This is a genomic window from Pseudomonas entomophila (assembly GCF_013523125.1).
Taxonomy (GTDB): Bacteria; Pseudomonadota; Gammaproteobacteria; order Pseudomonadales; family Pseudomonadaceae; genus Aquipseudomonas; species Aquipseudomonas entomophila_B.
Genome location: NZ_JAAMQJ010000006.1, coordinates 126,481 through 153,380 on the forward strand (window position 1 = coordinate 126,481; position 26,900 = coordinate 153,380).

The window sequence follows — 26,900 nt, forward strand, 5'->3', positions numbered from 1 at the left end:
TGGTCATTTATTGATCAGCTGCGTTTGCGCAGGTGGACGACAATATCCAGGGTGTACACGGCCAGGCCTGCCCAGATGAACATGAATGCCAGCAAGGTGGACGAGGACAGGTGTTCGTCGAACAGCAGCACCGCTTGCAGCAGCACCAACGTAGGCGCCAGGTACTGCAGGAAGCCCAAGGTGGTGTAGGGCAAGTGCCGGGCGGCGGCGTTGAAACACACCAACGGCACCAGGGTGACCGGCCCTGCCGCGATCAACCAGAGCGCTTCGCTGCTGGCGTAGAACGCTGGCTGTGCGGTACTGGCGGTCGGGTTCAGCAGCAGCCAGCCAAGGGCCAGCGGGACCAGCATCCAGGTTTCTACCACCAGGCCAGGCAGCGCCGCCACTGGGGCCTCTTGCGAATCAGGCCATAGAAACCGAAGCTCAGCGCCAGGGCCAGCGAGACCCAGGGCAGGCTGCCGACCTGCCACACCTGCTGGGCCACCCCGAGCGTGGCCAGCAGCACGGCAACCCACTGCAAGCGCCGTAGCCGCTCGCCGAGCAGAAGCATGCCCAGCAGCACGTTCACCAGCGGATTGATGTAGTAGCCCAGGCTGGCCTCGAGCATGCGGCCGTTGTTCACCGCCCAGACGTAGGTCAGCCAATTGCCGGCGATCAACGTACCACTCAGGGCCAGGATCGCCAGACGGCGCGGGTGGTCGCGCAGGGCCTGCCACCAACCGGGATGCTTCCAGACCCCCAGCAGCAACGCGCCGATCACGGCTGACCAGAGCACCCGGTGAACGATGATTTCGGCGGCGGGGACGTTCTGGATGGCCTTGAAGTAAAGCGGGAACAGCCCCCAGATGATGTAGGCCGTGAGACCCAGGAGATACCCGCGGCGCGGGTTTGCAGCGTGCATTGCAGATTCCTTGCGTGAATGACGGGGCAGGGCCGCCCCGGTGCGGATGACGGAGGCGTGCTCAAAACAGCTTCAATGGCGCCTCGTCCAGGGCTGCCCGCTGTTCGCGCAGGGCCAGGATCTGATCGCCCCAATAGCGCGGCTGACCGAACCACGGAAAGCTGCGCGGGAAGGCCGGGTCGTCCCAGCGGCGGGCCAGCCATGCGCTGTAGTGCAACTGGCGCAGGGCCCGCAGCGGCTCGATCAGGGCCAGTTCGCGTGGGTCGAAGTCGTGGAACTCGTTGTAGCCGTCGATCAGCTCGGCCAACTGCCCGAGGCGCTCCTCACGGCTGCCGGCGAGCATCATCCACAGGTCCTGGACCGCAGGCCCGGTGCGGCAGTCATCGAGGTCGACGACGTTGAAGCGCTCGTCGCGGTACATCAGGTTGCCCGGATGGCAGTCGCCGTGCAGGCGGATCACCTGGTGCGGGGTGGCGGCATAAACGGCCTCGACCTGCTTGAGCAGATCACGGGCCACCGACTCGAAGGCAGGCAGCAGCTCCTTGGGCACGACATCGTTGCGCAGCAGGGTGTCGAGCGACGCGTGGCCGAAGCTGGCCACGGTCAGGGCCTCACGGTGCGCGAACGGGCGGGTCGCCCCTACGCCATGAAGCCGTCCCAGCAGTTGGCCCAGCCGGTAGAGCTGGTCCAGGTTGCCAGGTTCCGGCGCATGGCCACCCCGACGCGGGAACAGGGCGAAGCGAAAGTCGCGGTGCTCGAACAGGGTCTTGCCGTCGTGCACGAGCGGCGCGACCAGGGGCACGTCGCAGGCGGCCAGCTCGGCGCTGAAGGCATGCTCTTCGAGAATGGCCGCATCGCTCCAGCGACCAGGCCGGTAGAACTTGGCGATCACCGGGGCATCGTCCTCCAGCCCGACCTGGTAGACGCGGTTCTCGTAACTGTTCAACGCCAGCACGCGGGCGTCGCTGAGAAAGCCCAGGCTCTCCACCGCGTCCAGGACGAGATCGGGGGTGAGGGTATCGAAAGGATGAGACATGCTGACTCCGAAGGGGCGACGTAAGGCTCATGGTAGCGCATCGCGTGCAGTCGACCGGCATGGACGTGCGCGTGCCGGACGCAGGTGCCGCCGCCTCAGGCCGGCACGCCGAGCAGGACCTGCGACGCCTCGAAGCGTGCCCAGAGTACGTCGCCACGCTGTACCGCATGGGCCTCGAGCCACGCGGCCTCGGCGAAGGCGCACAGCGTCTGGCCATTGTCCAGCTGCAGGCTCAGTTCGCTGGGGCCGTCAGGGTCGGGCTCCACGCTCTCTACGCGGGCACGCAGACGGTTGCAGGCAGCGTCGATTTCGCCAGGCGCGTGGCTCAAGGTGACTGCGCCGGCCTTGAGCAGCGCAATGACCGTGGCGCCTGCCTCCAAGGCCAGCCGCTGGGTGCTGCCGCGGGTGATGGACGCGACGATCACCAGCCCGTCGGCCAGGGTCAGGCTGAGCAGGTCATGCCGCCCGGCGGGCGTGATGGCGCTGACCTGACCTTGCCACTGGTTGCGCGCGCTGGTGTGCAGCGTCAGCCGCCCTAACAGGGCCAGGTCGTCCAGGTGCTCGGCCGCCTCCAGCACCTGCGCTTGCAACGCCTGCAGGCGCAGGTACAGGCGCAGGACACGTTCGCCTTCGCCAGACAGTCGTGCACCGCCACCGCCACGCCCCCCGGTGCTGCGCTCGACCAGTGGCTGCATGGCCAGGTTGTTGAGCTCGTCGATGGCATCCCAGGCGGCCTTGTAGCTCATGCCCGCCGCCTTGGCCGCCTGCGTGATCGAGCCTTGCTCGGCGATGTGCTGCAACAACGCGACCCGGTGGGGCCGGCGGGCGATGTGCTGGGTGAGCAGAGCGGGCAGGGACATGACGGTCGTCGACGGCGTGAAGTGGAATACAGACGTTGCCGCGGGCCGGGGGGTCAAGTCAATCCACCTGGATCGAGGGCATGACGCTTTCAGCGGTCGAAACCGCTTTGGCAAGACGTAAGTCTTTCGCCGTGAAAGCGGCAGCGGCCTCATCGCGGGCAAGCCCCACAGGTTCGGTTTCCGGCTTGGCAGTGCGGTGTCGTGAGCCTGCAAGGGCTTGGAAGACAGAGTCCCTGGGCCCGCCGCCATAGCCTGCCAGCGAAGCGCTGCAGGCCTTGTGGGAGCTGGCTTGCCAGCGATGCAGGTACCGCGGGCGGTCAGGCTGTAAGAGGCAGGGTTCAGAGCCAGACCGCATCCCAACGCGGATAGTCGCCCACTCGTCGGACCAGCCCAGCCCTGATGGGATTCATGACGATATAGCGCGCAACGGCCTTGAGGTCTTCTTCACGGCGTAGGGCGCGGTCATGAAAACCCGTTTGCCAGACCGCGCCGGTTCGTCCCAGGCACCTGTTGATCTGCAAGGCGCTGCGAGACTTGACCTGCCGCATCAGCGTCGCAAGCGAAACCGGCCCCAACTGCACCAGCCAATGGAGGTGGTCAGGCATGACGACCCACGCCAACGAGCACGCTCGACCTTCGGCTTGGACCTGGCGAAATTGTGCGATCACCGTGCGAACCGCAGACCAATCAGCCAGCAGTGGCTGTCTGGCGAGGGTGGTCGTGGTCAGCAGGTAGATGCCGTTTCTTTGCGAGAAGCGACCTGCTCTCAAGCGTTCACTCCGTGGACGTTCCATGTCCGTGGCTCCTGACTAGGTGTGTCTCAGCGGCAAGAGGTAGCGGGGTATCCACGCGTTGCTCGCTTGCCGCCACAGCTTCATCGACGACACTCTTCCAACCTTCCAACCTTCCAACCTTCCAACCTTCCAACCTTCCAACCTTCCAACCTTCCAACCTTCCATTCAGCCAGCAAGCGCAGCGCTGCAGGCCTTGTGGGAGCTGGCTTGCCAGCGATGCAGGCGCCGCCGCTACCTGCGCAGCCCCAGCCCTCACGCATGCCCCGGCTTGGCCGTGCGCGCCAGGCAGTACACGTCCACCCGACGCGCCCCGGCCTGACGTAGCAGGCGGGCCAGGGCCTGGGTCGTGGCGCCGGTGGTGAGCACGTCGTCGACGATGGCCAGGTGCAGGCCTTCCACGGCGCCAGGGTCGCGCACCTGGAACGCCTGGCGCAGGTTGCGCCGACGCGCCGTGGCCTGGAGCTGCTGCTGGGCCGGGGTGTCGCGGGTGCGCGCGACGCAGTCCGGATCGCAATCGATCCCGAGGGCCTTCGATAACCACTGCGCCAGCATCGCCGCCTGGTTGAAGCCACGCTGGCGCAGGCGTCGCCGTGCCAAAGGCACCGGAATCAACCGGTCCGGTCGCGACAGCCCCTCGGCGAAGCGGTGCTGCAAGGCCATCCCCAGCAACTCCGCCATCAGCCGGCCCAGGGGCCAGTGTGCCTGGTGCTTGAACCGTGTGATCAGGCTGTCGATGGGAAAGCCGTAGTACCAGAGCGCTTCGACTCGCTGGAACGCAGGCCGTCGTCGATGACAGGCGCCGCAAGTCAGGCCGTCGAGCGCCAGGGGCAGTGCACAAACACGGCATCCACCGTCCAGCCAGGGCAGGTCGGCTTCGCAGTCGACACACACAGGGTAGGCCTGCCGTGCGGGGGCGGCACACAGCGCACAGAAATGATCACTATTTAACCACTTGTAAACCTTTGACTTGAACCTAGGTTGACAGTCCATGATGCTTCCTCGACTATTCGCCTCATCCGTGATGCGCTGGGGTTCCGGCGCGCGTCAGAGCCTACCTGGGGAAACGCCGATGAGCGCCAGCACAATTGCAACCACCCGTCACGATTGGACCTTGGCCGAGGTTCGCGCCCTGTTCCAGCAGCCGTTCAACGATCTGCTGTTCCAGGCGCAAAGCGTGCACCGCGCGCACTTCGACGCCAACCGGGTGCAGGTCTCGACCCTGCTGTCGATCAAGACCGGTGCCTGCCCGGAAGACTGCAAGTACTGCCCGCAGTCCGGCCATTACAACACCGGCCTGGAAAAGCAGAAGCTGATGGAAGTGCAGAAGGTGCTCGAGGAAGCCGCCCGCGCCAAGGCCATCGGTTCGACCCGTTTCTGCATGGGCGCGGCCTGGAAGCACCCGTCGGCCAAGGACATGCCCTACGTCCTGCAGATGGTCCAGGGGGTCAAGGCCATGGGCCTGGAAACCTGCATGACCCTGGGCCGCCTGGACCGCGAACAAACCGCCGCCCTGGCCGACGCCGGCCTGGACTACTACAACCACAACCTCGATACCTCGCCGGAGTTCTACGGCAGCATCATCACCACCCGCACCTACGCCGAGCGCCTGCAGACCTTGGCCTACGTGCGCGAGGCGGGCATGAAGATCTGCTCCGGCGGCATCCTCGGCCTGGGCGAGTCGCTCGACGACCGGGCCAACCTGCTGATCCAGCTGGCCAACCTGCCCGAGCACCCCGAGTCGGTGCCGATCAACATGCTGGTCAAGGTGGCCGGCACGCCGCTGGCCGACGAAGCGGACGTCGATCCGTTCGACTTCATCCGTATGCTGGCCGTGGCACGGATCCTCATGCCACAGTCCCATGTCCGCCTGTCGGCCGGCCGCGAACAGATGAACGAGCAGATGCAGGCCCTGGCCTTCCTGGCCGGCGCCAACTCGATCTTCTACGGCGAGAAGCTGCTGACCACCGGCAACCCACAGGCCGACCGCGACATGCAACTGTTCGCACGCCTGGGCATCCAGCCCGAGGCCGGCGAGGAACATGCCGACGAAGTCCACCAGGCGGCGATCGAGCAGGCCGTGATCGAACAGCGCAATGGCGAGCTGTTCTACGACGCCGTCTCGGCGTGAGCATGGCCTTCGACCTGGAAGCGCGCCTGGCGCAGCGCCGTGCCGAGGACCTGTACCGCCAGCGCCCGATGCTGCAGAGCCCGCAAGGGCCCGAGGTGGTCGTCGACGGCCAGCCGTTGACGGCCTTCTGCAGCAACGACTACCTGGGCCTGGCCAATCATCCCGAGGTCATCGAGGCCTGGTGCAGCGGCGCTCGGACCTGGGGCGTGGGGGGTGGCGCCTCGCACTTGGTGGTCGGTCATTCGACGCCTCACCACGCGGTCGAAGAAGCCCTGGCCGAGCTGACCGGACGGCCCCGTGCCCTGCTGTTCTCCACGGGCTACATGGCCAACCTGGGGGCGATCACTGCGCTGGTCGGGCAGGGCGACACGGTGCTGCAGGATCGCCTCAACCATGCCTCGCTGCTCGACGGCGGGCTGCTCAGCAAGGCCCGCTTCAACCGCTACCTGCACAACGACGCCGACAGCCTGGCCAGTCGCCTGGCGCGCGCCACCGGCAACACCCTGGTGGTCACCGACGGGGTGTTCAGCATGGACGGCGACCTGGCCGACCTGCCTGCCCTGGCCAAAGCGGCGCGCGCGCGCGACGCCTGGCTGATGGTCGACGATGCTCACGGGCTGGGCACGCTCGGTGAGCAGGGGGGCGGCATCGTCGAGCACTTCGGCCTGGGCATCGACGAAGTGCCCGTGCTGGTCGGCACCCTCGGCAAAGCCTGTGGCACGGCCGGTGCCTTCGTGGCTGGCAGCGAGGCCTTGATCGAGACGCTGATCCAGTTCGCCCGGCCCTACATCTACACCACCAGTCAGCCGCCCGGTCTGGCCTGCGCCACGCTCAAGAGCCTGGAGCTGCTGCGCCGCGAGCGCTGGCGACGCGAGCACCTCGACGCACTGATCGCGCAGTTTCGCGAAGGCGCCCGGCGGATCGGCCTGCGCCTGATGGACAGCCCGACGGCGATCCAGCCGATCCTGGTGGGCGACAGCGCACAGGCCTTGCGCCTGTCGCAACGCCTGCGCGAGCGCGGCCTGCTGGTGACGGCGATTCGCCCGCCCACCGTGGCCGCAGGCAGCGCGCGGTTGCGCGTGACCTTGAGCGCGGCTCACAGCGCGGCGCAGGTCCAGCTATTGTTGAATGCATTGGATGAATGTCATGCCTGACGGGGATGCGCCAATGCGAAATCGACTGATACTTCTGGCCGGCTGGGGGCTGGGCACTGCGCCTCTGCAACCGCTGGCTGCCAGCTTGCGCGCCCAGGATCCCCGCCTGCAGGTGGACCTGGTGGCACTTCCGGAACTGGCGGATGCCGACCCCCAGGCCTGGGTCGAACGGCTCGACCGTCTCTTGCCGACCGACACCTGGCTGGGCGGCTGGTCGCTGGGCGGCATACTGGCCAGCCAGTTGGCCCGCCGCCGTGGCGATCATTGCTGCGGCCTGGTCACGCTGGCCAGCAACCCCAGCTTCGTCCGACGGGCCGACTGGCCCTACGGCATGGCGCCCGACACCTTCGACACTTTTCTCGACGGTTGCCGCAGCCACACCCAGGTCACGCTCAAGCGCTTCCGTGGGCTGTGCGGCAAAGGTGCAAGCGACCTGCGGCTGATGGCCCGGCAGTTGGAAATCGGGCTGCCCGACACCGATCCGCTGTACCTGGCCAACGGCCTGGAGGTCCTGCGTCAGCTGGATACGCGGTCCGCGCTAGAGGCGTACAACGGTCCGCAGTTGCACCTGTTCGCCGGCGCCGATGCCCTGGTACCGGCCGAGGCCGCCAAGGCCTTGAGCGATGTCCTGCCAGACGTCGAGGTCGGGCTGATGGAGGGCTGTGGCCATGGGTTCGTCCTCGAATGGCCGGACGACCTGGCGACCAGCATCAAGCATTTCCTGCACGAGAGTGGCGATGACTGACCTTTCACGGCCGCCGCTGGCCAGCTGTCTTCCCGACAAGCGCCAGGTGGCTGCTTCGTTTTCCCGCGCTGCGTCGACCTACGACAGTGTCGCGGCCTTTCAACGCGACGTCGGCGAGCGCCTGCTCGCGTCGCTCCCCCCCGCGCTGGCGCCGTCGAGGTGGCTCGACCTGGGTTGCGGGACTGGGCATTTCAGCCGTGCGCTGCACGCGCGCTTCGACGGCGCGCAGGGCCTGGCCCTGGACCTGGCCGAGGGCATGCTACGCCACGCCCGGACCCATGGCGGCGCTGCTGGCTATGTGGCCGGCGATGCAGAATCCCTGCCGCTGCGCGACGCCAGCATGGACCTGGTGTTCTCCAGCCTGGCCATCCAGTGGTGCGCCCGCCTGGACCGCGTCCTGGCCGAAGCCGCACGGGTCCTGCGCCCCGGCGGGGTGTTAGCGTTCAGCAGCCTGTGTGTCGGGACCCTGGCCGAGTTGCGTGCCAGTTGGCAGGCCGTGGACGGGCACGTGCACGTCAACCGGTTCCGAGACCTTCGGGACTACGAACGGCAATGCCTCGGCAGTGGCCTGGAGGTCGTTCAGGTGCAGCGCCGCGCCCATGGCCTGCACTACCCGGACCTGCGCAGTTTGACCGACGAACTCAAGGCCTTGGGCGCCCACAACCTCAACCCCGGACGACCGTCGGGGCTGACCGGGCGGGCGCGTGTCGCCGCGTTGAGGCAGGCCTATGAACGCCTGCGCGAGCCCGAGGGGCTGCCGGTGACCTACCAGGTGGTCTATGGCGTGCTGCGCAAGCCCTCGGACACAGGAGCATGAGATGACCCACGCCTACTTCATCGCCGGCACCGACACCGATGTCGGCAAGACCACCGTCGCCGCCGGGCTGCTGTGCGCCGCACGGGCAGCCGGGCTGAGCACCCTGGGGGCCAAGCCGGTCGCCTCCGGCTGCACCGTCACCCCGAACGGATTGCGCAATGCCGATGCCCTGGCACTGATCGCCCAGAGCAGCCTCGTGCTGCCCTACGAGCGGGTCAACCCCTACGCCTTCGAGCCGGCCATCGCTCCGCACATCGCGGCGCGGGAAGCGGGTGTGGCGCTGCACGTGCCCTCGCTGCGCACGGCCATGCAGCACGTGCTGCAGCAGCACGCGGACTTCACCCTGATCGAAGGCGCCGGCGGCTGGCGCGTGCCGTTGTCCGACCAGGCCGCGCTGTCGGACTTGGCGATCGCCCTCGAGCTGCCGGTGATCCTGGTGGTCGGCGTGCGCCTGGGTTGCATCAACCACGCAGTGCTCAGCGCCGAAGCCATCCTGCGCGATGGCTTGCCGCTGGCCGGCTGGGTCGCCAACCTGATCGAGCCTCGCACGGCACGGCTGGAGGAGAACCTGGCCACCCTGGCCGAGCGCATGTCCGCACCGTGCCTGGGCAGAGTGCCGCGGTTGAACGACGCCCGCGCCGAGACGGTCGCCGAGCACCTGAACCTGACGCTGCTCGGCGAGTGACCGATGGTCGGATGGCACGGGGCCATCTCTGCTGGGCGTGGATATTCGGGTGGCAAGGCTGTTCTAATGACATGACCCGTCATCGCTCTGACAGGAGTTTTCCATGAACATCAGCGGCACGTCGGCGTACCAGCCTGGGCTGGGCGCCATCCAGGCAGGGCAGCGGCGCCTCGACGAAACGGCAGGCCAGATCGCCAGCACCGCCGTCGAGCGTACGGCCACCAGCCAATCGAGTGATTACCAAGCCGAACGCCTGCGTTCGGTGGACCGCAGCCAGCAGCTGGACCTGGCCACCCAGACCGTCCAACTGGACCTGGGCCTGTATCAGGTCCAGGGCGGCCTCAAGGTCGAAAAGGCCTCCGACGAGATGCTGGGACGACTCATCGACATCAAGGCCTGAGTCCGGCCAGGCCTGCTCGTCCTCCTTGAAACGGCGCTCTTCGGAGCGCCGTTTTTCGTATGGCCGTCTGCCATGTAGACGTGGGCTCAGGCGCCCTCTGTCAGTCCTTTCTTTCCCATCGACATGGCTCTGTCGACACAGGCGTGGTCACTGACTCACCGGTCACGCGACATGGCACGATCGTCACTTTTAGCGGCAGAAAAGACCTGCCTGCCCCTCCTTGACAACCTGCAGTGCTAAACGTAAGTTTCAAACACCTGTTTGACCAAAAAATCGTCACTGCCTTGTGATGCGCACTCTGGTCATCCCCCATCGGATTCATCAGTTGAGGTTCCTCGCCATGCCTGATTACAAAGCCCCCTTGCGCGATATCCGTTTCGTTCGTGACGAACTGCTCGGCTATCAGGCGCATTACCAGAGCTTGCCAGGCTGCGAGGACGCCACGCCGGACATGGTCGATGCGATCCTCGAGGAAGGCGCCAAGTTCTGTGAGCAGGTCTTGGCCCCGCTGAACCGGGTCGGCGACCTGGAAGGCTGCACCTGGAGCGAGCAGGGCGTGAAGACCCCGACCGGCTTCAAACAGGCCTACCAGCAGTTCGTCGAAGGTGGCTGGCCGAGCCTGGCCCATGACGTGGCGCATGGCGGCCAGGGGCTGCCCGAGTCGCTGGGCCTGGCGATCAGCGAAATGGTCGGCGAGGCGAACTGGTCCTGGGGCATGTACCCCGGCCTGTCCCATGGCGCCATGAACACCTTGTCGGCCCACGGCACCGCCGAGCAGCAGCACGCCTACCTGAGCAAGCTGGTGACCGGCGAGTGGACCGGCACCATGTGCCTGACCGAACCGCACTGCGGCACCGACCTGGGCATGCTGCGCACCCGTGCCGAGCCTCAGGCCGATGGCTCGTACAAGGTATCCGGCACCAAGATCTTCATTTCCGCCGGTGAGCACGACATGGCCGAGAACATCGTCCACATCGTGCTGGCCCGTCTGCCGGATGCACCGGCCGGCACCAAGGGCATCTCGCTGTTCATCGTGCCCAAGTTCCTGCCAAGCGCAGACGGCGGGGTGGGCGAGCGCAATGCCGTGACCTGTGGTTCGATCGAGCACAAGATGGGCATCCACGGCAACGCCACCTGCGTGATGAACTTCGACGCCGCCACCGGCTACCTGGTCGGCCAGGCCAACAAGGGCCTGAACTGCATGTTCACCTTCATGAACACGGCGCGCCTGGGCACGGCGCTGCAAGGGCTGGCCCACGCCGAGGTGGCGTTCCAGGGTGCGCTGAAGTACGCCCGCGAGCGTGTGCAGATGCGTTCGCTGAGCGGCCCCAAGGCACCGGACAAGGCCGCCGACCCGATCATCGTGCACCCGGACGTGCGCCGCATGCTGCTGACCATGAAGGCGTTCGCCGAAGGCAACCGCGCCATGGTCTACTTCACCGCGCAGCAGGTGGACATCCTCAAGTACAGCCAGGATGAAGAGGCCCGCGCCAAGGCCGACGCCCTGCTGGCCTTCATGACCCCGATCGCCAAGGCCTTCATGACCGAGGTCGGCTTCGAGGCTGCCAACCATGGCGTGCAGGTGTTCGGCGGGCATGGCTTCATCGCCGAGTGGGGCATGGAGCAGAACGTGCGCGACAGCCGCATCGCCATGCTCTACGAGGGCACCACCGGCATCCAGGCCCTCGACCTGCTCGGCCGCAAGGTGCTGATGACCCAGGGCGAGGCGCTCAAGGGCTTCACCAAGATCGTGCACAAGTTCTGCCAGGCGCAGGCCGGCAACGACGTGGTCAAGGAATTCGTCGAGCCGCTGGCCCAGCTGAACAAGGAATGGGGCGAGCTGACCCTGAAGATCGGCATGGCCGCGATGAAGGACCGCGAGGAAGTCGGCGCCGCGTCGGTGGACTACCTCATGTACTCCGGCTACGCGTGCCTGGCCTACTTCTGGGCCGACATCGCCCGGGTCGCCGCCGAGAAGCTGGCCGAGGGCACCTCCGAGGAGGCCTTCTACACCGCCAAGCTGCAGACCGCGCGCTTCTACTACCAGCGCCTGCTGCCACGTACCCGCGCCCATGTGGCGGCCATTCTCTCCGGTGCCGGCAACCTGATGGACATGCACGAAGAGCACTTCGGCCTGGCCATCTGATCCTCCCCCCTCACGGGCCGCCTCGCACAGGCGGCCCGTCGTCTTCTGCAAGGCGGCTCGAGGGCCGCTTCGATCGTTCAACGAGAGGTAGCCATGGCTGACTACAAAGCGCCCCTGCGCGACATGCGGTTCGTTCTTGAAGAAGTCTTCGACGTCGCCACGCTGTGGGCACGGATGCCGGCCCTGCGCGAGCTGATCGACGCCGAGACGGCCATGGCCGTGCTGGAGGAAGCCGGCAAGGTGACGGCCGAACGCATCGCGCCGTTGAGCCGTTCCGGCGACGAGGAAGGCTGCCAGTGGCAGGCCGGTGCCGTCAGCACGCCAACGGGCTTCATCGACGCCTACCGGACCTACGCCGAGGGCGGCTGGGTCGGTGTCGGTGGTGATCCTGCGTACGGCGGCATGGGCATGCCCAAGGCGATTTCGGCGCAGGTCGAAGAGATGGTCAACGCGGCCAGTCTGTCGTTCGGCCTGTACCCGATGCTGACGGCCGGAGCCTGCCTGTCGATCCACGCCCATGCCAGCGAAGCGCTCAGGCAGCGTTACCTGCCGAACCTGTACGCCGGCACCTGGGCCGGTTCGATGTGCCTGACCGAGCCCCATGCCGGGACCGACCTGGGCCTCATCCGCACCCGCGCCCAGCCCCAGGCCGACGGCAGCTATCGGGTGACCGGCACCAAGATCTTCATCACCGGCGGCGAGCACGACCTGACCGAGAACATCATCCACCTGGTGCTGGCCAAGCTGCCCGATGCACCGGCCGGGGCCAAGGGCATCTCGCTGTTCCTGGTGCCCAAGTTCCATGTCGACGCGCAAGGTGCGGTAGGCGAGCGCAATACGGTCCACTGTGGCTCGATCGAGCACAAGATGGGCATCCAGGCCTCGGCCACCTGCGTGATGAACTTCGACGACGCAGTCGGCTACCTGGTCGGCGAGCCGAACAAGGGCCTGGCGGCCATGTTCACCATGATGAACTACGAGCGACTGGGCGTCGGTATCCAGGGCCTGGCGTCGGCCGAGCGCTCCTACCAGAACGCCATCGACTACGCCCGCGAGCGTGTCCAGGGGCGTGCCGTGGGCGGTGCACAGGCACCGGACAAGGCCGCCGACCCGATCATCGTGCACCCCGACGTGCGGCGCATGCTGTTGACCATGAAGGCGCTGAACGAGGGTGGGCGGGCGTTCTCCACCTACGTGGCGCTGCACCTGGACAACGCCAAGTTCAGCGACGACCCGGTCACGCGCCAGCGCAGCGCCGACCTGGTGGCCCTGCTGACCCCGGTGGCCAAGGCCTTCCTGACCGACCTGGGGCTGGAGTGCACCGTACACGGCCAGCAGGTGTTCGGCGGCCATGGCTACATCCGTGAGTGGGGCCAGGAGCAACTGGTGCGCGACGTGCGCATCACGCAGATCTACGAAGGCACCAATGGCATCCAGGCCCTGGACCTGATGGGCCGCAAGGTGGCGGGCAGCGGTGGGGCGTTCTATCGGTTGTTCAGCGACGAGGTGCGTGCGTTCGCCGACCAGGCCGGCGCTGGGCTGGGCGAGTTCACCGAACCCTTGAGGGCGGCGCTGGGCCAGTTGGACGACCTGACCGGGTGGGTGCTCGAGCGCGCGCAGCACGACGCCGAGGAAATCGGCGCCGCGTCGGTCGAGTACCTGCACACCTTTGGTTACGTTGCTTACGCCTACCTGTGGGCGCGCATGGCCCAGGCGGCGATGGACGGTGCCGAGGAGGATGACTTCTACGCGAGCAAGCTGGGCACGGCCCGCTTCTACTTCGCACGCCTGTTGCCGCGGGTGCATTCGTTGATCGCCAGCGTCAAGGCAGGCAGTGCGAGCCTGAACTTTTTACGACCCGAACAGTTCTGAAACAGCGCGTATCTGGAAACGAGACAGATTTGTAAGCATTTTCTTACACGGCCTGGTGACTTTTCTCCACTTCCCGGGGATTGGATCCACTGTTAATCTTTCTCACATGGACGACGCGCTGGGAGCGCAGAGGACAGCACACGGATCTGCTAAGGATGACCTGCCAGGGTGGCGGGACGATACGGAAGTCGACGAAACGGATGTCAGAGAAACAGTCTGGAATACCCCGCCTCGGCGGGGTTTCCTTTTTTGTGTGCCCGTCAGCCTGAGGCGTCGAGGCGCACACCGGCCACGGCACCCCCCGCAGTTTCTTCTTCGAGCAGCGTTCGCAACAGCTCGACCGCCGCCTGTTGGCGTTGCGCATCGCGAAACACCAGGCCGACCTGAAGCGGTACCCGCGGTTCGCTCAAGGGCTTCCACAGCAGGGCCTGATCGTCTTCGGCCGCTTCCTTGGCACGCCCCGGCAGGATGGTCACCAGCGAGGTATACGCCAGACTGTCCAGGATGCCGCCCATGTTGTTCATTTCCGCCTGGACCTGCGGGCGCCTGCCCAGATTGGCCAACTCGGTCTGCCAGATCTGGCGGATCTGAAACTCCTCCCCCAGCATCAGCATCGGCAACTCCGCCGCCTGGCTGAGCGAGACCTTCTTGAAGTCCTTCAACGGGTGATCGTTCGGAATCACCAGTTGCAGTTCGTCCTCGTACAACGGCAACCCATGCAGCCCCGGCTGGCGTGGCGCCAGGTAGCTGATGCCGATGTCCAGGCTGCCGTTGAGCAGACGCCGCTCGATGTCCAGGCCGGACAATTCGTAGAGCTGCACGATCAGGTGCGGCTGGGCCTTGCGGACGCGCTCCAGCAGGCGCGGCACCAGGCTGGGTCGTACGGTCTGCAGCACACCGATGGCCAACGTGCGCAGCGCCTGGCCCTTGAAGCCGCGCATGGCCTCGCGGGCCTGTCGCAGCCCGTCTAGCAGGGGCAGCGCGTGGTTGTACAGCGTGTGGGCAGCCAGGGTCGGCAACAGGCGTCTGTTGCTGCGCTCGAACAGGCTGACCTCGAGCGCCTGCTCGAGCTGGCGGATCTGTTGCGACAGGGCCGGCTGGGACAGCGACAGGCGCTCGGCGGCGCGGCCGACGTGGCCTTCTTCATAGACCGCGACGAAATATCGCAGTTGACGGAAATCCATAAGCGCTACTTATCGGAAAAGCTCGAAAAACCAAATGGCCCATGGCCGGGAAGGCGCCTAGTCTACGCCGCGTCATGGCGCTTGGCAGGTCTTTTAGGGGCCAATGCGCCGTGGATGCGAATGACGTTTGGATAGGCCAGGCAAAATACCCGTTCAACGGTACACCGTTCGGCGCATGACCGAGCCCTGGCAGCCTTGACCGTGATCGGCTGGAGCCTCGATGAACCTGTTCAACTTGCGCCGTATGGCATCTGCCACCGAGGTGCCGCCTGCGCCGCGCTTCGAATCCCTGACGTCCCAGGCGTCGCGACGCTTCCTGATGCCTGCCGCTCGCCAGGCTGACCCGGTGTTCGTGCGCGGGCAGGGGTCGTGGCTATGGGACGATCGCGGGCATGCCTACCTGGACTTTCACCAGGGCGGTGCGGTGAACAGCCTGGGGCACAGCCCGGACGTGCTGACCAAGGCCCTGGCCGACCAGGCGCGCTCGTTGATCAATGCCGGTGCCGGGTTCCAAGGGCAAGGCCTGCTCACGCTGGCCCAGCGGTTGTGTCAGAGCACTGGAAGCGATCAGGCCTACCTGCTCAACAGCGGTAGCGAAGCCTGCGAAGCGGCCATCCGCCTGGCCCGCGCTTGGGGACAGCGCCATCGCCATGGAGCCGACCACGTCATCGTCGCTCGCCTAGGGTGTCATGGGCGAGGCCTGGGGGCGCTGTCGGCCTGCCGTGCCCAAGCTGACGTGCCAGGGTTCAGCCAGGTCCCGTTCAACGACTTGGCCGCTCTGCATGCCGCCGTGAATTCGGACACCGTGGCCATCCTGCTCGAACCGGTCCAGGGCGACGCCGGCGTGATCCCGGCGTCACGCGAGTACCTCAAGGGCGCCGAAACCCTGTGCCGCGAACTGGGCATCCTGCTGATTCTCGACGAAGTGCAGACCGGCCTGGGTCGCTGCGGCACCTTGCTGGCCGAGCAGCGTCACGGCGTACGTGCCGACCTGGTGGCCATGGGCAAGGGGCTGGGCGGTGGCGTGCCGCTGGCCGCACTGCTGGCGCGCGGCACGGCCTGCTGCGCAGTGCCGGGCGAGCTGGGCGGCAGCCACCATGGCAACACGTTGATGAGCGCGGCCGGCCTGGCGGTCCTGGAGACGGTGCTGGCCCCCGGCTTTCTCGACCACGTCGAGGACGCCGGGCGCCACCTGCGCGATGGGTTGAGCCGACTGGCGGCGCGCTTCGGTCAAGGCGAGGTGCGCGGCCAGGGACTGCTCTGGGGGCTGCACTTGCGCGAAGCCTTCGCCCAGACCCTGGTCGACGCGGCCCTGCAGGAAGGTCTGCTGCTCACGGCACCCCAGGCCGATGTGCTGCGCTTCACGCCGTCGCTGACCGTCAGCAAGGGTAACATCGACGAAATGCTCAAGCGCCTGGCGCGCGCGTTCATCCTGATCCGTACTCACGCCTTCGAGGCCCGTCGCGCGTCTGCCTGACGAGCCTTTGCCGAACCGTCTGCGTTCCTGCGCACCGCCCCTGGCCCGCACCTTTGGCCCGGGGCGTTTTTTTGCGCGCAAGAGGTCGGCTTGAACCTCTGTTTGAAAGCGACAGTCTGTTGAGGTAACCAATCGAGGAGCTACGACATGGACCTGATCCGCATTCTGATCGCCATCATTCTTCCACCCGTGGGCGTCTTCCTGCAGGTCGGTTTCGGCGGTGCGTTCTGGCTGAACATCTTGCTGACGATGCTGGGTTACATTCCCGGCATCATCCATGCGGTGTACATCATCGCCAAGCGCTGACCGCACAGCCCGAGCCGCAGTCGCGACTTGGGCGTGGCCTCAACGGTCCAGGACCTGGCAGTAGAACGCCCATTCCTGCTCCAGTGCATGGGCCAGGTTGACCGCCTGGCGAAAACCGTGGCGTTCCCCGGCATAGAAGTGCCCTTCGGCCTGCACGCCATTGGCCTGCAACGCTGCCAGCATGCTCCGCGTCTGTTCAGGCACCACCACCGCGTCCTGCTCGCCCTGGAAGAAAATCACCGGCACCGTGATACGTGCGGCGTGCAGCAAGGGTGTGCGCCGTGCATAGCGTTCGGCGTCGCGGTCCGGGTCGCCGATCAACCAGTCCAGGTAATCCGCTTCGAACTTGTGGGTAGCGCGGGCGAGCGCCACCGGATCACTGACGCCGTACAGGCTGGCCCCGGCCCTGAACACGTCATGGAAGGCCAAGGCACAGAGCGTGGTGTAGCCCCCGGCACTGCCGCCGCGGATGAATGCCTGGGTCGGGTCGATCAACCCTTGGTCGGCCAGGTGCGTCACCACCGCGCAGGCGTCTTCGACATCGGCCTCGCCCCAGCGCAGGTGCAGCGCCTGGCGATAGGCTCGCCCGTAGCCGGTGCTCCCTCGGTAGTTGAGGTCGGCGACCGCGAAGCCGCGTTGGCTCCAGTACTGGATACGGGGGTCGAAGACCGGGTAGCACGCCGAGGTCGGTCCACCGTGGATGAAAATCACCAGGGGCGATGGGCCCTGTGCGCCCTGGGCAGGGTAGAAGAACCCATGGGCCTGGGCGTCGCCGCTGGCGTAGCGCAGCGATTGCGGCCGAGCGATCTCTGCCTCGGGCAAGGGCGCGACGCCACCGCTCAGCACCTCGACGGCGCCGGTCGGGCGGTCGATGGCGATGATACCGGCAGGGCGCGTCGGTGAGGCGGCGATGGCGTACAGGTGCGTGTCGCTCAGCGCCAGGCTGCGAAAGCGGCTGTAGTCGGTCGCCAGGCGCTGGCAGGCCTGGTCGACACGGCAGTGGCCCAGCACGCCGAAGCCGTCCTCGAACCAGCTGGCCACGTAGGCGTCGGGGCCCAGGGGCAGCCAGGTGCTGGCACCCAGCTGCCAAGGTGCGGCGGCGTGATCGGCGACGGCGGCGGGCAGGGCCTGCCAATGGCCGTCGCACTCACCCCAGGGTTGCCAGTAGCCGTGGTGGTCGGACAGGGCGTACAGCCGGCCCTGGGCATCGAAGCGCGGTTGTTGCAGCGATGTTTCCTCGTCTGCCCCGGCGATGCACTGGGGCGGGCTCCAGGCGCCGTCCTGTACCCGATGCCGGGTCATCAATCGCGTGGCGGTCCAGGGCTGGGCAGGGCGGTCCCATTCGATCCAGGCCAGGCGCTGGCCGTCGTCGCTCAGCGTGGGCGCCGCATAGAAGTCAGCCCCCTCGGCCAGCACCTGACGCCCGTGTGCGTCGAGGGCGACCAGACGGTGCTCGACGGATTCGCCGTGGGTTTCCTCGACCGCCAGCACGTGCCGGCCGTGCACCTGCAGATCGCCATAGCGGCGCTCGTCAACTGCGGTCAGCGCCTGGGGCGTGCCGCCGCCCACCGGTTGGGCGTAGACCTGCTGATCCGCCTCGTTGACGAAATACAGGTGCGTCTCGCCCACCGCGAAACTGCCTCCGCCGTACTCGTAGACGCGGCTGCGGACGCTGAACCCGTCCGGCGTCAGGCACACCGGCTGACCGTCACGCCAGTGCCAGAGCCGGCAGGCGCCGTCGGCCGGGCGAAATTCGTTCCAGAACACCCCGGCCGGGCCGACCTTGAGGTCGGCGTAGTCGGTGCCGGCTGCCACCGCCTGGGCAGCGCTGAAGCGTTCAGCCCCGGGCGATGAGCCGTGCGTTGCGTTCGTTGCGGAAGGTGAGTTGTTCGATGGCCAGCTGGGCATGGTCTGCCTCCTCTCGCGCCTTGAGAATGATGCCGTGGTCGGCCGACTTGGCGCACACCGGGTCGGCGTTGCTGGCGTCGCCGGTGAGCATGAAGGCCTGGCAGCGACAGCCGCCGAAGTCCTTTTCCTTTTCGTCGCAGGAGCGGCAGGGCTCGGGCATCCACTCATAGCCCCGGAAGCGATTGAAGCCGAAGGAGTCGTACCAGATGTGCCGCAGGTCATGGTCGCGCACGTTGGGGAACTGTACCGGCAACTGACGGGCGCCGTGACAGGGCAGCGCCGTGCCATCGGGTGTGATCGTGAGGAACAGGCTGCCCCAGCCGTTCATGCAGGCCTTGGGACGCTCTTCGTAGTAGTCGGGGGTGACGAAGATCAGCTTGCACGGGCTGCCAGCGGCCTTGAGTCGCTCACGGTACTCGTTGGTGATGCGCTCGGCACGCTCCAGCTGCTCGCGGGTCGGCAGCAGACCCAGGCGATTGAGGTGCGCCCAGCCGTAGAACTGACAAGTGGCCAGCTCGACGAAGTCTGCCTCCAGGGCGATGCACAGCTCGATGATCCGGTCGATCCGGTCGATGTTGTGCCGATGGGTGACGAAGTTGAGCACCATCGGGTATCCATGAGCCTTCACCGCACGGGCCATCTCCAGTTTCTGGGCGAACGCCTTGCGCGAACCGGCGAGCAGGTTGTTGACCGTCTCGTCGCTGGCCTGGAAGCTGATCTGGATGTGGTCGAGCCCGGCCTCGCGGAAGCGGGCGATCTTGTCCTCGGTCAGGCCGATGCCCGAGGTGATCAGGTTGGTGTAGTAGCCCAGCCGGCGCGCCTCGCCGATCAGCTCGGGCAGGTCCTGGCGCACCAGCGGCTCGCCACCGGAAAAGCCCAGCTGCGCAGCGCCCAGCTCACGGGCCTCGGCCATCACCCGGAACCACTGCTCGGTGCTCAGCTCCTGACCCTGCTGGGCGAAGTCCAGCGGGTTGGAACAGTACGGGCATTGCAGCGGGCAGCGGTAGGTCAGCTCGGCCAGCAGCCACAGCGGCAGGCCCACCGGCGGCGCGACGGGCAGGTCAGGCGTAGACGATCCAGTGTTCGGCATGGGCCACCTCCATGAACTGTTCGATGTCGTCGGCGACCTCGGGCACGTCGGCGAACTGTTCGGTCAGCGTCGCGATGATCGACGCCACCGAGCGCTGGCCGTCGATCAGCCCGCCGATCAGCGCGGCGCTGTCGTTGAGCTTGATCATGCCCTCGGGGTAGAGCAGCACATGGCCTTGTTGCGCCGGCTCGTACTGGAACCGGTAGCCGGGGCGCCAGCGTGGCACCCGTTGACGGTCGAAACTCATAAGGCGATCCCCTTGTGCCAGACCCGTTCGCGGGTGACGCTGTGGTAGGGCGGACGGTCCAGTTCGTAGGCCATGCTCATGGCGTCGAGCATGCTCCAGAGGATGTCCAGCTTGAACTGCAGGATCTCCAGCATGCGCGTCTGGCTCTCACGCGTGGTGTAATGCTGCAGGGTGATCGACAGGCCGTGCTCGACATCGCGGCGGGCCTGGCCCAGGCGTGTGCGGAAGTAGGCGTAGCCGGCCGGGTCGATCCACGGGTAGTGTTGCGGCCAGCTGTCCAGGCGCGACTGGTGGATCTGCGGCGCGAACAGCTCGGTCAGCGAGCTGCTGGCGGCCTCCTGCCAGCTGGCACGGCGGGCGAAGTTGACGTAGGCGTCCACGGCGAAGCGCACCCCGGGCAGCACCAGCTCCTGGGAGCGTAGCTGGTCTGGGTCCAGGCCCACCGCCTGACCCAGGCGCAGCCAGGCTTCGATACCGCCGTCCTCGCCCGGCGCACCGTCATGGTCGAGCAGGCGCTGGATCCACTCGCGACGCACCTCGCGGTCCGGGCAGTTGGCCAGGATCGCGGCGTCCTTGAGGGGAATGTTCACCTGGTAATAGAACCGGTTGGCCACCCAGCCCTGGATCTGCTCGCGGCTGGCACGGCCTTCGTACATCGCCACGTGGTAGGGGTGGTGGATATGGTAGTAGTCGCCCTTGGCGCGCAGCGCCTGCTCGAATTCGGCCGGGGACATCGGTGTGGCGTCGCTCATGGGGCCTCCTACAGCTCGATGCTCATGCCGTCGTAGGCGACTTCGACGCCCCGACGCTGGACTTCGGCCCGCTCCGGCGACGCTTCGTCGAGGATCGGGTTGGTGTTGTTGATGTGGATCAGCACCTTGCGCTGGCGCTCGAACCCGTCGAGCACCTCGAGCATGCCGCCGGGGCCGTTCTGGGCCAGGTGGCCCATCTCGCGGCCCGTGCGGGTGCCGACGCCGCGGCGCTGCATCTCATCGTCCTCCCACAGCGTGCCGTCGACCAGCAGGCAGTCGGCACCATGCATCATGCGCAGCAGCGCGTCATCGACCTGACCCAGGCCGGGTGCGTAGAACAACGTGCCGCCGGTGCGCAGGTCTTCGACCAGCAGGCCGAGGTTGTCGCCGGGGTGCGGGTCGAAGCGGTGTGGCGAATAAGGCGGCGCGGCGCTGCGCAGGGGGAACGGCGTGAAGCGCAGGTTCGGGCAGGCCGGGATGACGAAGCTGCCCTGCAGCTCGATGCGGTTCCACTGCAGACCGCCGTTCCAGTGGCCGAGCATGGTGAACAATGGGAAGCCCGTGCTCAGGTCCTGGTGCACCATGTCGGTACACCAGACCTGATGCGGGCAGCCTTCGCGCAGGCTGAGCAGGCCGGTGGTGTGGTCGATCTGGCTGTCGAGCAGCACGATGGCGTCGATGCCGGTGTCGCGCAAGGCACGCGCCGGCTGCATCGGCGCGAAGGCCTGAAGCTGCGCGCGGATGTCCGGCGAGGCGTTGCAGAGGATCCAGTGCTCGCCGTCGTCGGACAGCGCGATCGACGACTGGGTGCGCGCGCTGGCGCGCAGCGTGCCGTCGCGAAAGCCCTTGCAGTTGACGCAGTTGCAGTTCCACTGCGGAAAGCCGCCGCCGGCGGCGGAGCCTAGGATCTGGATGTACATGAACGCTCCGTGACCGAAAATGAAAACGCCCCGGCAAAGCCGAGGCGCCCTGACGCGTGAGGCCTCAACGGCTAGCGAAGTACATGGTCACTTCGAAGCCGATGCGCAGGTCGGTGTAAGCAGGTTTGGTCCACATGGGAAAACTCCTTCCGGATGGGAATCAGGGGATGCCAGGTATTGGGCGTCGTTTCAGGGTCGAGGTTCCGTTGGGCCGGGAACCTACGTATTACAAGATGCTATGAAGGCATCACCGTGCCCTGGGGTGCCCCGCCATGGAGCAGGGCGGCGCGGTTCGGGTGGAATGATAGCGTGCTAATGAACCGAGCGCGATCCCCAAGGGTGACCATCCAGCGGAGCCGGGCCGTTGGCCAGGCACTGCCAGCCGTGTTCGGCGCCGCGCAGGCGGGACAAGACCTGGTCCAGGTCGGCCTGGGTCACCGTTTCGAGCCGCTGACGAAGACCGTCCAGGCAGCCCGTCCAACCGGCCAGGTGGGCCTGCCAGTACCAGGTCGCCGTTTCTTGATCGTCCAGGGTCGACGGTGCGAACTGATCGAGCAGCGCGTGACGCAATGCCGGGGTCAGCGCCACACCGGCGTCCAGCACCTCCCGCACATGGGCCAGCAGGCGGTGCGGGTCGGTGCCAGGCGACTGCACGCCGAACAGCAGGCCGTGTCGGCCTTCGACCGTGCGAAACCCGCTGAAGACCGCATAGCCCAGTTGCAGCTCCACCCGCAGGCGCTGGTAGAACGGGCCTTGCAGCGCCTGGGCGAGCAGGCGGCCTTCCGCTTCGCGGGTCGCCGGCACAGGGCAGAACAGCAGCAAGGCGTGCTCACGGCTGGCGGTGGCGACGGTGTGCCAACGAGGGCCTTCGGGGAGCGGGCGTGGCGCAGGCCGCGCTGCCTGGCCTGGAAGCGAGTGCAGGACCGCGCCCAGTATCGCCAGCGCCTGCGGGTCGAAGCCCAGGGCCATGCCGTGCCAGCGGGCGTCTTGCCACTGCGTGCCAAGTGCAGCCTGTCCGTCGGCCCGCGGCTCAGGCGTTGCGTCAGGGGCCAGGCATTCGGGCAAGTGCTTGAGCAAGGCCCGGATCGGCATCAAGGGTGGCTCAGCATCGAGGGCGTCGCACGCGTCGTCTGTCAGAGGCGCCTGAAGCGCGGCGAGCACGTCGGGCAGCGCCTGGAGCACGGCCGCCGGACGACCTGTGCAGCGCAATTGCCAGTCCGCGCCCAAGGCCTCACCGTGAAGGGTGATCGCGGCACGGCAGGCACGTGTCTGCAAGGCGCTCAGGCGATGGGCCAGGCGGGTGACCTCGAGGGCCGTAAGTGGCTGGACGAACTGCCAGCGCAGGTAGAGGATGGCCAGGCGTTGTCTAGCAGGCAGGGCGTCGCAGATGACCATCTGCGGCGGCAGTGGCCGATCGGAGCGCGTCGGCAGGGCAGGGTCGAGCCAGGGGTCGGCCGGAGGCAGATGCCAGGCCCCGTGTTCAGCCGTGGGTACCTGAGCGAGCAACGCCTGCAGGGCGTGTCGGGCCTGCGCATCCAGCGCCTGGAAAGGCCGCTCCCTGCTGTCGCGACGGGCCAGGTCGAGCGCGCTCGCCCGCTCACCCTGAGCCCGTTGCACGCGGTCGAAGTCGTCGTGGAGCGGCGTCAGGTCCTGGGTGACGAGAAAGCCCAGCCAGCCCTGCAGCAGCCGTTGCACTTCGGCGGCACGCGTCGGATCGTCGAGGTGCAGCTGCACGTGCCACAAGGCCTGGCCGGCATGGCTGTACAGCACCTCGGCATTTACCTCCTGCACCCAGCCGCGTCGCTCGAGCACACCTCGCCAGGTGCCTTCCCGGTCATCGGTCAGCCAGTCCAGCAGGGCTTCCAGCGCCGCGTCGGCACCCTCGGGCAGGGCTTCGTGGGCGAACAGCAGGTCCAGGCGCGGGCCTTCCTGGCAGGGTAAGAGGGAGCTCTCGGTCAACGGTGGCGGGGGCCGACGGGGTACGGGTGTGTCGGCACGCAACGAACGGCCGTAGGTCTCGCCCAGAGCCTGCAGTGCCTCCAGCGGCTGCGGCCCACAGAGGCTCATGGTGATGTGCGCGCCCTGGTAGAAACGTTGATGAAACCCGTGCAAGGCCTGCTGAAACGCCGGGTCGTGCACCGGCAGGGTATAGCGGTTGCCGGCATGGAACCCGCTCAGCGGATGCCGTGGCGATACCCGTTGCAGGCGCATGAAGGCCTGCTGCGCCTGCGCATCCCGCGACCAGGCGATGAACTCGGCGTGGATCACCTCGCGTTCGCGGCGCTGCCTGGCCAGGCTCAAGTCTGGCTCGACGAGCATCTGGCACAGGCGCTCCAGGCTGCCCGCCAGGGCCGAGGGCGGCACCTCGAAGAAGAAGTCGGTGGTGCGCTCACGGGTACTGGCGTTGACCTGACCACCCTGACGCTGCACGTGCCGCATCAGCCCGTCCTCGAGCGGAAACCGCGCGGTGCCGAGGAACAGCAGGTGCTCGAGCAGGTGCGCCAGCCCTGGCCAGGCCGTCGGTGCGTCATGGCTGCCAGCGTGGACGCGCAGGGCCGCCGCGCTGCGCTTGAGGTGCGGTGCATGGCGCAGGGTCAGCTGCAGGCCGTTGTCCAGCACGAGGTGGCGGGTGAGATCAGGCATAGGGGCTCCAGCGAAACGAGCCCCATGCTAGCGGATATCAGGTGCGAGGCGCAGGGCCATGCAGGTCGTGGCGCACATCGCTCAGGTAGGGAAAGCCGGCGCGGCTCGCAGCCAGGCGGTCGCGGTCCAGGTCCGCCAGCAACAGGCTCGCTTCCTGCCCGGCTATCGCCAGCAGGCTGCCGTCCGGCGCGACGATGCTGCTCTGCCCGCAATAGACCAGCGACGCTTCGGCGCCACAGTAGTTGGCGTAGACCAGGTAGCACTGGTTCTCCTGGGCCCGCACACGCACGGTGAACTGACAGACGAAGTCATAGGGCACCATGTTGGCGGTGGGCACCACGATCAGCTCGGCGCCGGCCAGCGCCAGGCGCCGGGTATTCTCCGGGAACTCGACGTCGTAGCAGATCAGCAGCCCGAGCTTCCAGCCCTCCAGCTCGACCACCGGGAAATGATCGCCGCCAGGGCTGAACAGGCTGCGGTCCAATGCGCCGAACAAGTGCGTCTTGCGGTAGTTGCCCAGGCGGCTTCCCTGGGCATCGATCAGTTGCACGCTGTTGTAGCACGCGCCGTCTTCGCCCTGTTCGGGGTAGCCATAGACGATCGCCAGGCCCTGCTGCCGCGCGATGGCCGCCACCGCCTGCGCCGAGTCGCCGTCGGCCGGCTCGGCCAGGCGGCTCACGGCATCGCGGCCGATGTCGTAGCCGGTCAGGAACATCTCCGGGCACACCAGCAGACGCGCGCCCTGGCTCGCCGCCTGCTCGGCCTGCTGGCGCAGGCGTTCGAGGTTGCCGGCGACGTCGTGTGGGCCAGGGTGGCCTTGGTACAGGGCGATGCGCATCGAAGGTCTCCGGGTATCAGTCGGGCAGGGCGATCGGGCCGATCTCGTCGAACACATCGCCAGGGCCTGGGTTGTTCGGGTGGGTCCGGCCACCGAAGTGGGTCATGATACCCCACACCGCGTTGAGCGACGTCTGCACGGCGCCCTCGACCCAGGCCGGCGTCCACGACACGTCGTCGCCCGCCAGGAAGATGCCGCGGTGCTCGGCCGGCATGTCCTGCTGCATGAAGTGAGCGTACATGCGCTGGTTGTAGCGATAGTGGCCAGGCAGCGCGCCCTTGAAGGCACCGAGGAAATACGGGTCGGCCTCCCAGGAAATGGTGATTGGATCGCCGATGATGTGCCCGGCGATGTCGGTTTTGGGGTAGATCTTCTTCAGCGCGTCGAGCGCCAGCTGCACGCGCCGCTCCACCGGGTGCGGCAGCATCTTCAGCGCATCGCTCATCCAGGCGTAGGACAGGCAGATCACCCCTGGCCGGTCGTCGCCGTTGTCGAACAGGTAGGTGCCCCGGGTCAGCCGGTCGGTGAGGGTCATGCTCAGCAGGTCGCGACCAGTCTCCGGGTCCTTGTCCTTCCAGAACGGCCGGTCGACCATGACGAAGGTCTTGGACGACTGCATGTAGCGGGTGCGGTCCAGCGCCATCCACAGCTTCTGCGAGAACAACGACTCCTCACAGTCGATCTGGGTGGTCAGCAGCCAGCTCTGACAGGTCACCAGCACGGCGGCGTATTCGCGCGTGTCGCCCCAGCTGTCGGTCACCGCCAGGCGCTCATCGGCACTGCGGGCGATACGCCGTACGCCACTGCGCGGCGCCCCCCCATGCAGCGAGCGCAGGCTGGTGCCGACCGGCCAGTGCACGCAGCGCTCCGGCACGTGCCGCCAGATGCCCTGGGGCACCTGCTCCACGCCCCCGACCACCAGGTGCTGGTGCTCGTCGCAGTTGGTCATCACCACCCGGAAGATCTCCAGCATCGAGTTGGGGAAGTCAGAGTCCCAGCCACCGGTGCCGAAACCGACCTGGCCGAACACCTCGCGGTGCAGGAAGCTCAGCTTGGCGAAGGCCTGCGAGGTGGCGACGAAGTCGTAGAAGGTACGGTCGTCCCACAGCGGCACCAGGGTGTTCCACAGCTGCTTGAGTCGCGGCACGTCGCGCTCGCGGATGGCCTGCTGGATGTCGCTGAACTGCGCCCGGTCTTCCAGGGCATCGGCCCAGGCTTCGGCCACTTCGTGGAACAGCCGTGGCAAATCCGCTGGCGACTCGGCGTAGAAGGTCTGCCCCTCCAGGTCGATCACCGTGCTGCTGGAGGCCGCGCTCAGGGGATTGGGAAAGGGCTTGGTCTCCAGGCCCAGCTTGTCGACGTAGTGATAGAACGCCGTGGACGACACCGGAAAGCGCATCCCGCCCAGCTCGGCGACGATGCCGTCGGTGCCGTTGAAGGCCTGCGAACGCAGCCGTCCCCCCAACTTGGAGGCCTCGTAGACCACCGGCTTGAGGCCCAGCTTCATCAGCTCGTAGGCCGCCACCAGCCCGGCGATGCCCGCGCCGACGATGGCGACTTCCTCGCCGTAGCGGTCCGCCGGCACGCTGCCCAGACCGGCGGGGTGTTCGAGCCAGTCGTCGAAGGCGAAGGGAAAGTCCGGGCCGAACAGGGTGACCGGGGGTTTGCCATCGGCGGGGTGACGGTTCTTCTTGTTCATGTCGTGGCCTTGGGCGGGGTAGCGGGATGGAATGAGTATAGGTAGGGCTGGATGACAGGTTAGAGGGGGATGGCGTGGGAAGTAAGACGAAAGGTGGTGGCGGATTGTGTGGGTTTTTAGCGTTGTGACGAGGTGGTGGGTAAAAGTGACGAAGGATTCTGGTTTTCCGCTGGAGACTGTCAGATTTTTTGTGTTCGGGCCGATAACGGCCTGCCGTGAGGCAGGCCGTGCTTTTACCAGGTCGGCCTGATAAATCGATCTCCGTACAGAATCGCAAATTGATTCATCGCGCTCTTCC

The 26,900-nt window shown here is 66.9% G+C and carries 24 protein-coding genes and 1 pseudogene; 10 read left to right on the forward strand and 15 right to left on the reverse strand.

The features are described from left to right. Window positions 1-14: 14 nt before the first annotated feature. The 5 genes and pseudogenes from rarD to G7007_RS05830 all read right to left on the reverse strand — a co-directional run bounded on the left by rarD (window position 15) and on the right by G7007_RS05830 (window position 4,581). Window positions 15-901, reverse strand: a pseudogene (rarD, locus tag G7007_RS05810) (EamA family transporter RarD). Window positions 902-962: 61 nt separating this feature from the next. Further along, window positions 963-1,937 (reverse strand): serine/threonine protein kinase, encoded by a 975-nt coding sequence (locus tag G7007_RS05815; protein ID WP_181099830.1) that lies wholly within the window; start codon window positions 1,935-1,937, stop codon window positions 963-965. Window positions 1,938-2,032: 95 nt separating this feature from the next. Further along, window positions 2,033-2,797 carry a TOBE domain-containing protein gene (locus G7007_RS05820; RefSeq protein WP_181099832.1) on the reverse strand — a complete coding sequence of 255 codons (765 nt, stop codon included), beginning with the start codon at window positions 2,795-2,797 and terminating at the stop codon, window positions 2,033-2,035. 338 nt (window positions 2,798-3,135) lie between these two features. After that, window positions 3,136-3,591, reverse strand: coding sequence for an REP-associated tyrosine transposase (locus G7007_RS05825; protein WP_181099834.1), 456 nt, complete (start codon window positions 3,589-3,591; stop codon window positions 3,136-3,138). Window positions 3,592-3,843: 252 nt separating this feature from the next. Further along, window positions 3,844-4,581, reverse strand: a complete 738-nt coding sequence (locus tag G7007_RS05830) for a ComF family protein (protein WP_181099836.1) — start codon at window positions 4,579-4,581, stop codon at window positions 3,844-3,846. A gap of 79 nt (window positions 4,582-4,660) precedes the next feature. Between G7007_RS05830 and bioB the strand changes: the two genes are divergently transcribed. The 8 genes from bioB (at window position 4,661) to G7007_RS05870 (ending at window position 13,538) form a co-directional block, all read left to right on the forward strand. Next, a complete protein-coding gene (gene bioB, locus G7007_RS05835; protein ID WP_181099838.1) occupies window positions 4,661-5,719 on the forward strand; it encodes a biotin synthase BioB in 1,059 nt (352 codons plus the stop codon). A 2-nt stretch (window positions 5,720-5,721) separates the two neighbouring features. Then, on the forward strand, window positions 5,722-6,873 hold the full coding sequence (gene bioF / locus G7007_RS05840; RefSeq protein WP_181099840.1) for an 8-amino-7-oxononanoate synthase: 1,152 nt from the start codon (window positions 5,722-5,724) through the stop codon (window positions 6,871-6,873). Between the two features lie 13 nt (window positions 6,874-6,886). Then, complete coding sequence (locus G7007_RS05845) at window positions 6,887-7,618, forward strand: alpha/beta fold hydrolase (protein WP_181099842.1); 732 nt, start codon at window positions 6,887-6,889, stop codon at window positions 7,616-7,618. Next, entirely contained in the window at window positions 7,611-8,435 is an 825-nt protein-coding gene (gene bioC, locus G7007_RS05850; RefSeq protein ID WP_181099844.1) for a malonyl-ACP O-methyltransferase BioC, read from the forward strand. Before G7007_RS05845 ends, bioC begins: the two co-directional genes overlap by 8 nt. Window position 8,436: 1 nt before the next feature. Next, the gene (gene bioD, locus G7007_RS05855) at window positions 8,437-9,120 is read left to right on the forward strand and encodes a dethiobiotin synthase (protein WP_181099846.1); all 684 of its coding nucleotides are present in this window, start codon (window positions 8,437-8,439) and stop codon (window positions 9,118-9,120) included. A gap of 103 nt (window positions 9,121-9,223) precedes the next feature. Beyond that, entirely contained in the window at window positions 9,224-9,520 is a 297-nt protein-coding gene (locus tag G7007_RS05860) for a pyrroloquinoline quinone biosynthesis protein PqqE (protein WP_181099848.1), read from the forward strand. A 340-nt stretch (window positions 9,521-9,860) separates the two neighbouring features. Beyond that, window positions 9,861-11,666: a phenylacyl-CoA dehydrogenase gene (locus G7007_RS05865; protein ID WP_181099850.1), complete on the forward strand. Its 1,806-nt coding sequence runs from the start codon at window positions 9,861-9,863 to the stop codon at window positions 11,664-11,666. Window positions 11,667-11,759: 93 nt separating this feature from the next. After that, window positions 11,760-13,538: an acyl-CoA dehydrogenase C-terminal domain-containing protein gene (locus G7007_RS05870; RefSeq protein WP_181099852.1), complete on the forward strand. Its 1,779-nt coding sequence runs from the start codon at window positions 11,760-11,762 to the stop codon at window positions 13,536-13,538. Window positions 13,539-13,798: 260 nt separating this feature from the next. On the opposite strand, the gene G7007_RS05875 is transcribed toward G7007_RS05870, so the two are convergent. Next, window positions 13,799-14,722, reverse strand: coding sequence for a LysR family transcriptional regulator (locus G7007_RS05875; protein WP_181099854.1), 924 nt, complete (start codon window positions 14,720-14,722; stop codon window positions 13,799-13,801). A gap of 220 nt (window positions 14,723-14,942) precedes the next feature. On the opposite strand from G7007_RS05875, the gene G7007_RS05880 reads away from it, so the two are divergent. Together G7007_RS05880 and G7007_RS05885 are read left to right on the forward strand one after the other, a co-directional pair. Then, window positions 14,943-16,199 carry an aspartate aminotransferase family protein gene (locus G7007_RS05880; RefSeq protein WP_181099856.1) on the forward strand — a complete coding sequence of 419 codons (1,257 nt, stop codon included), beginning with the start codon at window positions 14,943-14,945 and terminating at the stop codon, window positions 16,197-16,199. 147 nt (window positions 16,200-16,346) lie between these two features. Beyond that, the gene (locus tag G7007_RS05885; RefSeq protein ID WP_085987265.1) at window positions 16,347-16,505 is read left to right on the forward strand and encodes a YqaE/Pmp3 family membrane protein; all 159 of its coding nucleotides are present in this window, start codon (window positions 16,347-16,349) and stop codon (window positions 16,503-16,505) included. Window positions 16,506-16,544: 39 nt separating this feature from the next. Here G7007_RS05885 and G7007_RS05890 read toward each other — a convergent pair whose 3' ends face one another. The 9 genes from G7007_RS05890 to G7007_RS05930 form a co-directional block, all read right to left on the reverse strand. Continuing rightward, complete coding sequence (locus G7007_RS05890) at window positions 16,545-18,413, reverse strand: S9 family peptidase (protein WP_181099858.1); 1,869 nt, start codon at window positions 18,411-18,413, stop codon at window positions 16,545-16,547. Further along, on the reverse strand, window positions 18,343-19,503 hold the full coding sequence (gene pqqE, locus G7007_RS05895; protein ID WP_181099860.1) for a pyrroloquinoline quinone biosynthesis protein PqqE: 1,161 nt from the start codon (window positions 19,501-19,503) through the stop codon (window positions 18,343-18,345). The genes G7007_RS05890 and pqqE overlap by 71 nt, the downstream gene beginning before the upstream one ends. Further along, the gene (gene pqqD, locus G7007_RS05900) at window positions 19,475-19,750 is read right to left on the reverse strand and encodes a pyrroloquinoline quinone biosynthesis peptide chaperone PqqD (RefSeq protein WP_181099877.1); all 276 of its coding nucleotides are present in this window, start codon (window positions 19,748-19,750) and stop codon (window positions 19,475-19,477) included. The genes pqqE and pqqD overlap by 29 nt, the downstream gene beginning before the upstream one ends. Further along, a complete protein-coding gene (gene pqqC / locus G7007_RS05905; protein ID WP_181099879.1) occupies window positions 19,747-20,502 on the reverse strand; it encodes a pyrroloquinoline-quinone synthase PqqC in 756 nt (251 codons plus the stop codon). Before pqqC ends, pqqD begins: the two co-directional genes overlap by 4 nt. 8 nt (window positions 20,503-20,510) lie before the next feature. Then, window positions 20,511-21,422: a pyrroloquinoline quinone biosynthesis protein PqqB gene (pqqB, locus tag G7007_RS05910; protein WP_181099881.1), complete on the reverse strand. Its 912-nt coding sequence runs from the start codon at window positions 21,420-21,422 to the stop codon at window positions 20,511-20,513. 64 nt (window positions 21,423-21,486) lie between these two features. Further along, the gene (pqqA, locus tag G7007_RS05915) at window positions 21,487-21,558 is read right to left on the reverse strand and encodes a pyrroloquinoline quinone precursor peptide PqqA (RefSeq protein WP_008365141.1); all 72 of its coding nucleotides are present in this window, start codon (window positions 21,556-21,558) and stop codon (window positions 21,487-21,489) included. 176 nt (window positions 21,559-21,734) lie between these two features. Continuing rightward, on the reverse strand, window positions 21,735-24,065 hold the full coding sequence (pqqF, locus tag G7007_RS05920; RefSeq protein WP_181099883.1) for a pyrroloquinoline quinone biosynthesis protein PqqF: 2,331 nt from the start codon (window positions 24,063-24,065) through the stop codon (window positions 21,735-21,737). Between the two features lie 37 nt (window positions 24,066-24,102). Continuing rightward, window positions 24,103-24,903: a carbon-nitrogen hydrolase family protein gene (locus G7007_RS05925; protein ID WP_181099885.1), complete on the reverse strand. Its 801-nt coding sequence runs from the start codon at window positions 24,901-24,903 to the stop codon at window positions 24,103-24,105. A gap of 16 nt (window positions 24,904-24,919) precedes the next feature. Continuing rightward, window positions 24,920-26,602 carry a flavin monoamine oxidase family protein gene (locus G7007_RS05930; RefSeq protein ID WP_181099887.1) on the reverse strand — a complete coding sequence of 561 codons (1,683 nt, stop codon included), beginning with the start codon at window positions 26,600-26,602 and terminating at the stop codon, window positions 24,920-24,922. Window positions 26,603-26,900: the final 298 nt, after the last annotated feature.

What these genes read in the sequence shown, in the direction of transcription:
- G7007_RS05815 (WP_181099830.1), bottom strand. Translation starts at nt 1,937, where the DNA reads ATGTCTCATCCTTTCGATACCCTCACCCCCGATCTCGTCCTGGACGCG.
- G7007_RS05820 (WP_181099832.1), bottom strand. Translation starts at nt 2,797, where the DNA reads ATGTCCCTGCCCGCTCTGCTCACCCAGCACATCGCCCGCCGGCCCCAC.
- G7007_RS05825 (WP_181099834.1), bottom strand. Translation starts at nt 3,591, where the DNA reads ATGGAACGTCCACGGAGTGAACGCTTGAGAGCAGGTCGCTTCTCGCAA.
- G7007_RS05830 (WP_181099836.1), bottom strand. Translation starts at nt 4,581, where the DNA reads ATGGACTGTCAACCTAGGTTCAAGTCAAAGGTTTACAAGTGGTTAAAT.
- bioB (WP_181099838.1), top strand. Translation starts at nt 4,661, where the DNA reads ATGAGCGCCAGCACAATTGCAACCACCCGTCACGATTGGACCTTGGCC.
- bioF (WP_181099840.1), top strand. Translation starts at nt 5,722, where the DNA reads ATGGCCTTCGACCTGGAAGCGCGCCTGGCGCAGCGCCGTGCCGAGGAC.
- G7007_RS05845 (WP_181099842.1), top strand. Translation starts at nt 6,887, where the DNA reads ATGCGAAATCGACTGATACTTCTGGCCGGCTGGGGGCTGGGCACTGCG.
- bioC (WP_181099844.1), top strand. Translation starts at nt 7,611, where the DNA reads ATGACTGACCTTTCACGGCCGCCGCTGGCCAGCTGTCTTCCCGACAAG.
- bioD (WP_181099846.1), top strand. Translation starts at nt 8,437, where the DNA reads ATGACCCACGCCTACTTCATCGCCGGCACCGACACCGATGTCGGCAAG.
- G7007_RS05860 (WP_181099848.1), top strand. Translation starts at nt 9,224, where the DNA reads ATGAACATCAGCGGCACGTCGGCGTACCAGCCTGGGCTGGGCGCCATC.
- G7007_RS05865 (WP_181099850.1), top strand. Translation starts at nt 9,861, where the DNA reads ATGCCTGATTACAAAGCCCCCTTGCGCGATATCCGTTTCGTTCGTGAC.
- G7007_RS05870 (WP_181099852.1), top strand. Translation starts at nt 11,760, where the DNA reads ATGGCTGACTACAAAGCGCCCCTGCGCGACATGCGGTTCGTTCTTGAA.
- G7007_RS05875 (WP_181099854.1), bottom strand. Translation starts at nt 14,722, where the DNA reads ATGGATTTCCGTCAACTGCGATATTTCGTCGCGGTCTATGAAGAAGGC.
- G7007_RS05880 (WP_181099856.1), top strand. Translation starts at nt 14,943, where the DNA reads ATGAACCTGTTCAACTTGCGCCGTATGGCATCTGCCACCGAGGTGCCG.
- G7007_RS05885 (WP_085987265.1), top strand. Translation starts at nt 16,347, where the DNA reads ATGGACCTGATCCGCATTCTGATCGCCATCATTCTTCCACCCGTGGGC.
- G7007_RS05890 (WP_181099858.1), bottom strand. Translation starts at nt 18,413, where the DNA reads ATGCCCAGCTGGCCATCGAACAACTCACCTTCCGCAACGAACGCAACG.
- pqqE (WP_181099860.1), bottom strand. Translation starts at nt 19,503, where the DNA reads ATGCCGAACACTGGATCGTCTACGCCTGACCTGCCCGTCGCGCCGCCG.
- pqqD (WP_181099877.1), bottom strand. Translation starts at nt 19,750, where the DNA reads ATGAGTTTCGACCGTCAACGGGTGCCACGCTGGCGCCCCGGCTACCGG.
- pqqC (WP_181099879.1), bottom strand. Translation starts at nt 20,502, where the DNA reads ATGAGCGACGCCACACCGATGTCCCCGGCCGAATTCGAGCAGGCGCTG.
- pqqB (WP_181099881.1), bottom strand. Translation starts at nt 21,422, where the DNA reads ATGTACATCCAGATCCTAGGCTCCGCCGCCGGCGGCGGCTTTCCGCAG.
- pqqF (WP_181099883.1), bottom strand. Translation starts at nt 24,065, where the DNA reads ATGCCTGATCTCACCCGCCACCTCGTGCTGGACAACGGCCTGCAGCTG.
- G7007_RS05925 (WP_181099885.1), bottom strand. Translation starts at nt 24,903, where the DNA reads ATGCGCATCGCCCTGTACCAAGGCCACCCTGGCCCACACGACGTCGCC.
- G7007_RS05930 (WP_181099887.1), bottom strand. Translation starts at nt 26,602, where the DNA reads ATGAACAAGAAGAACCGTCACCCCGCCGATGGCAAACCCCCGGTCACC.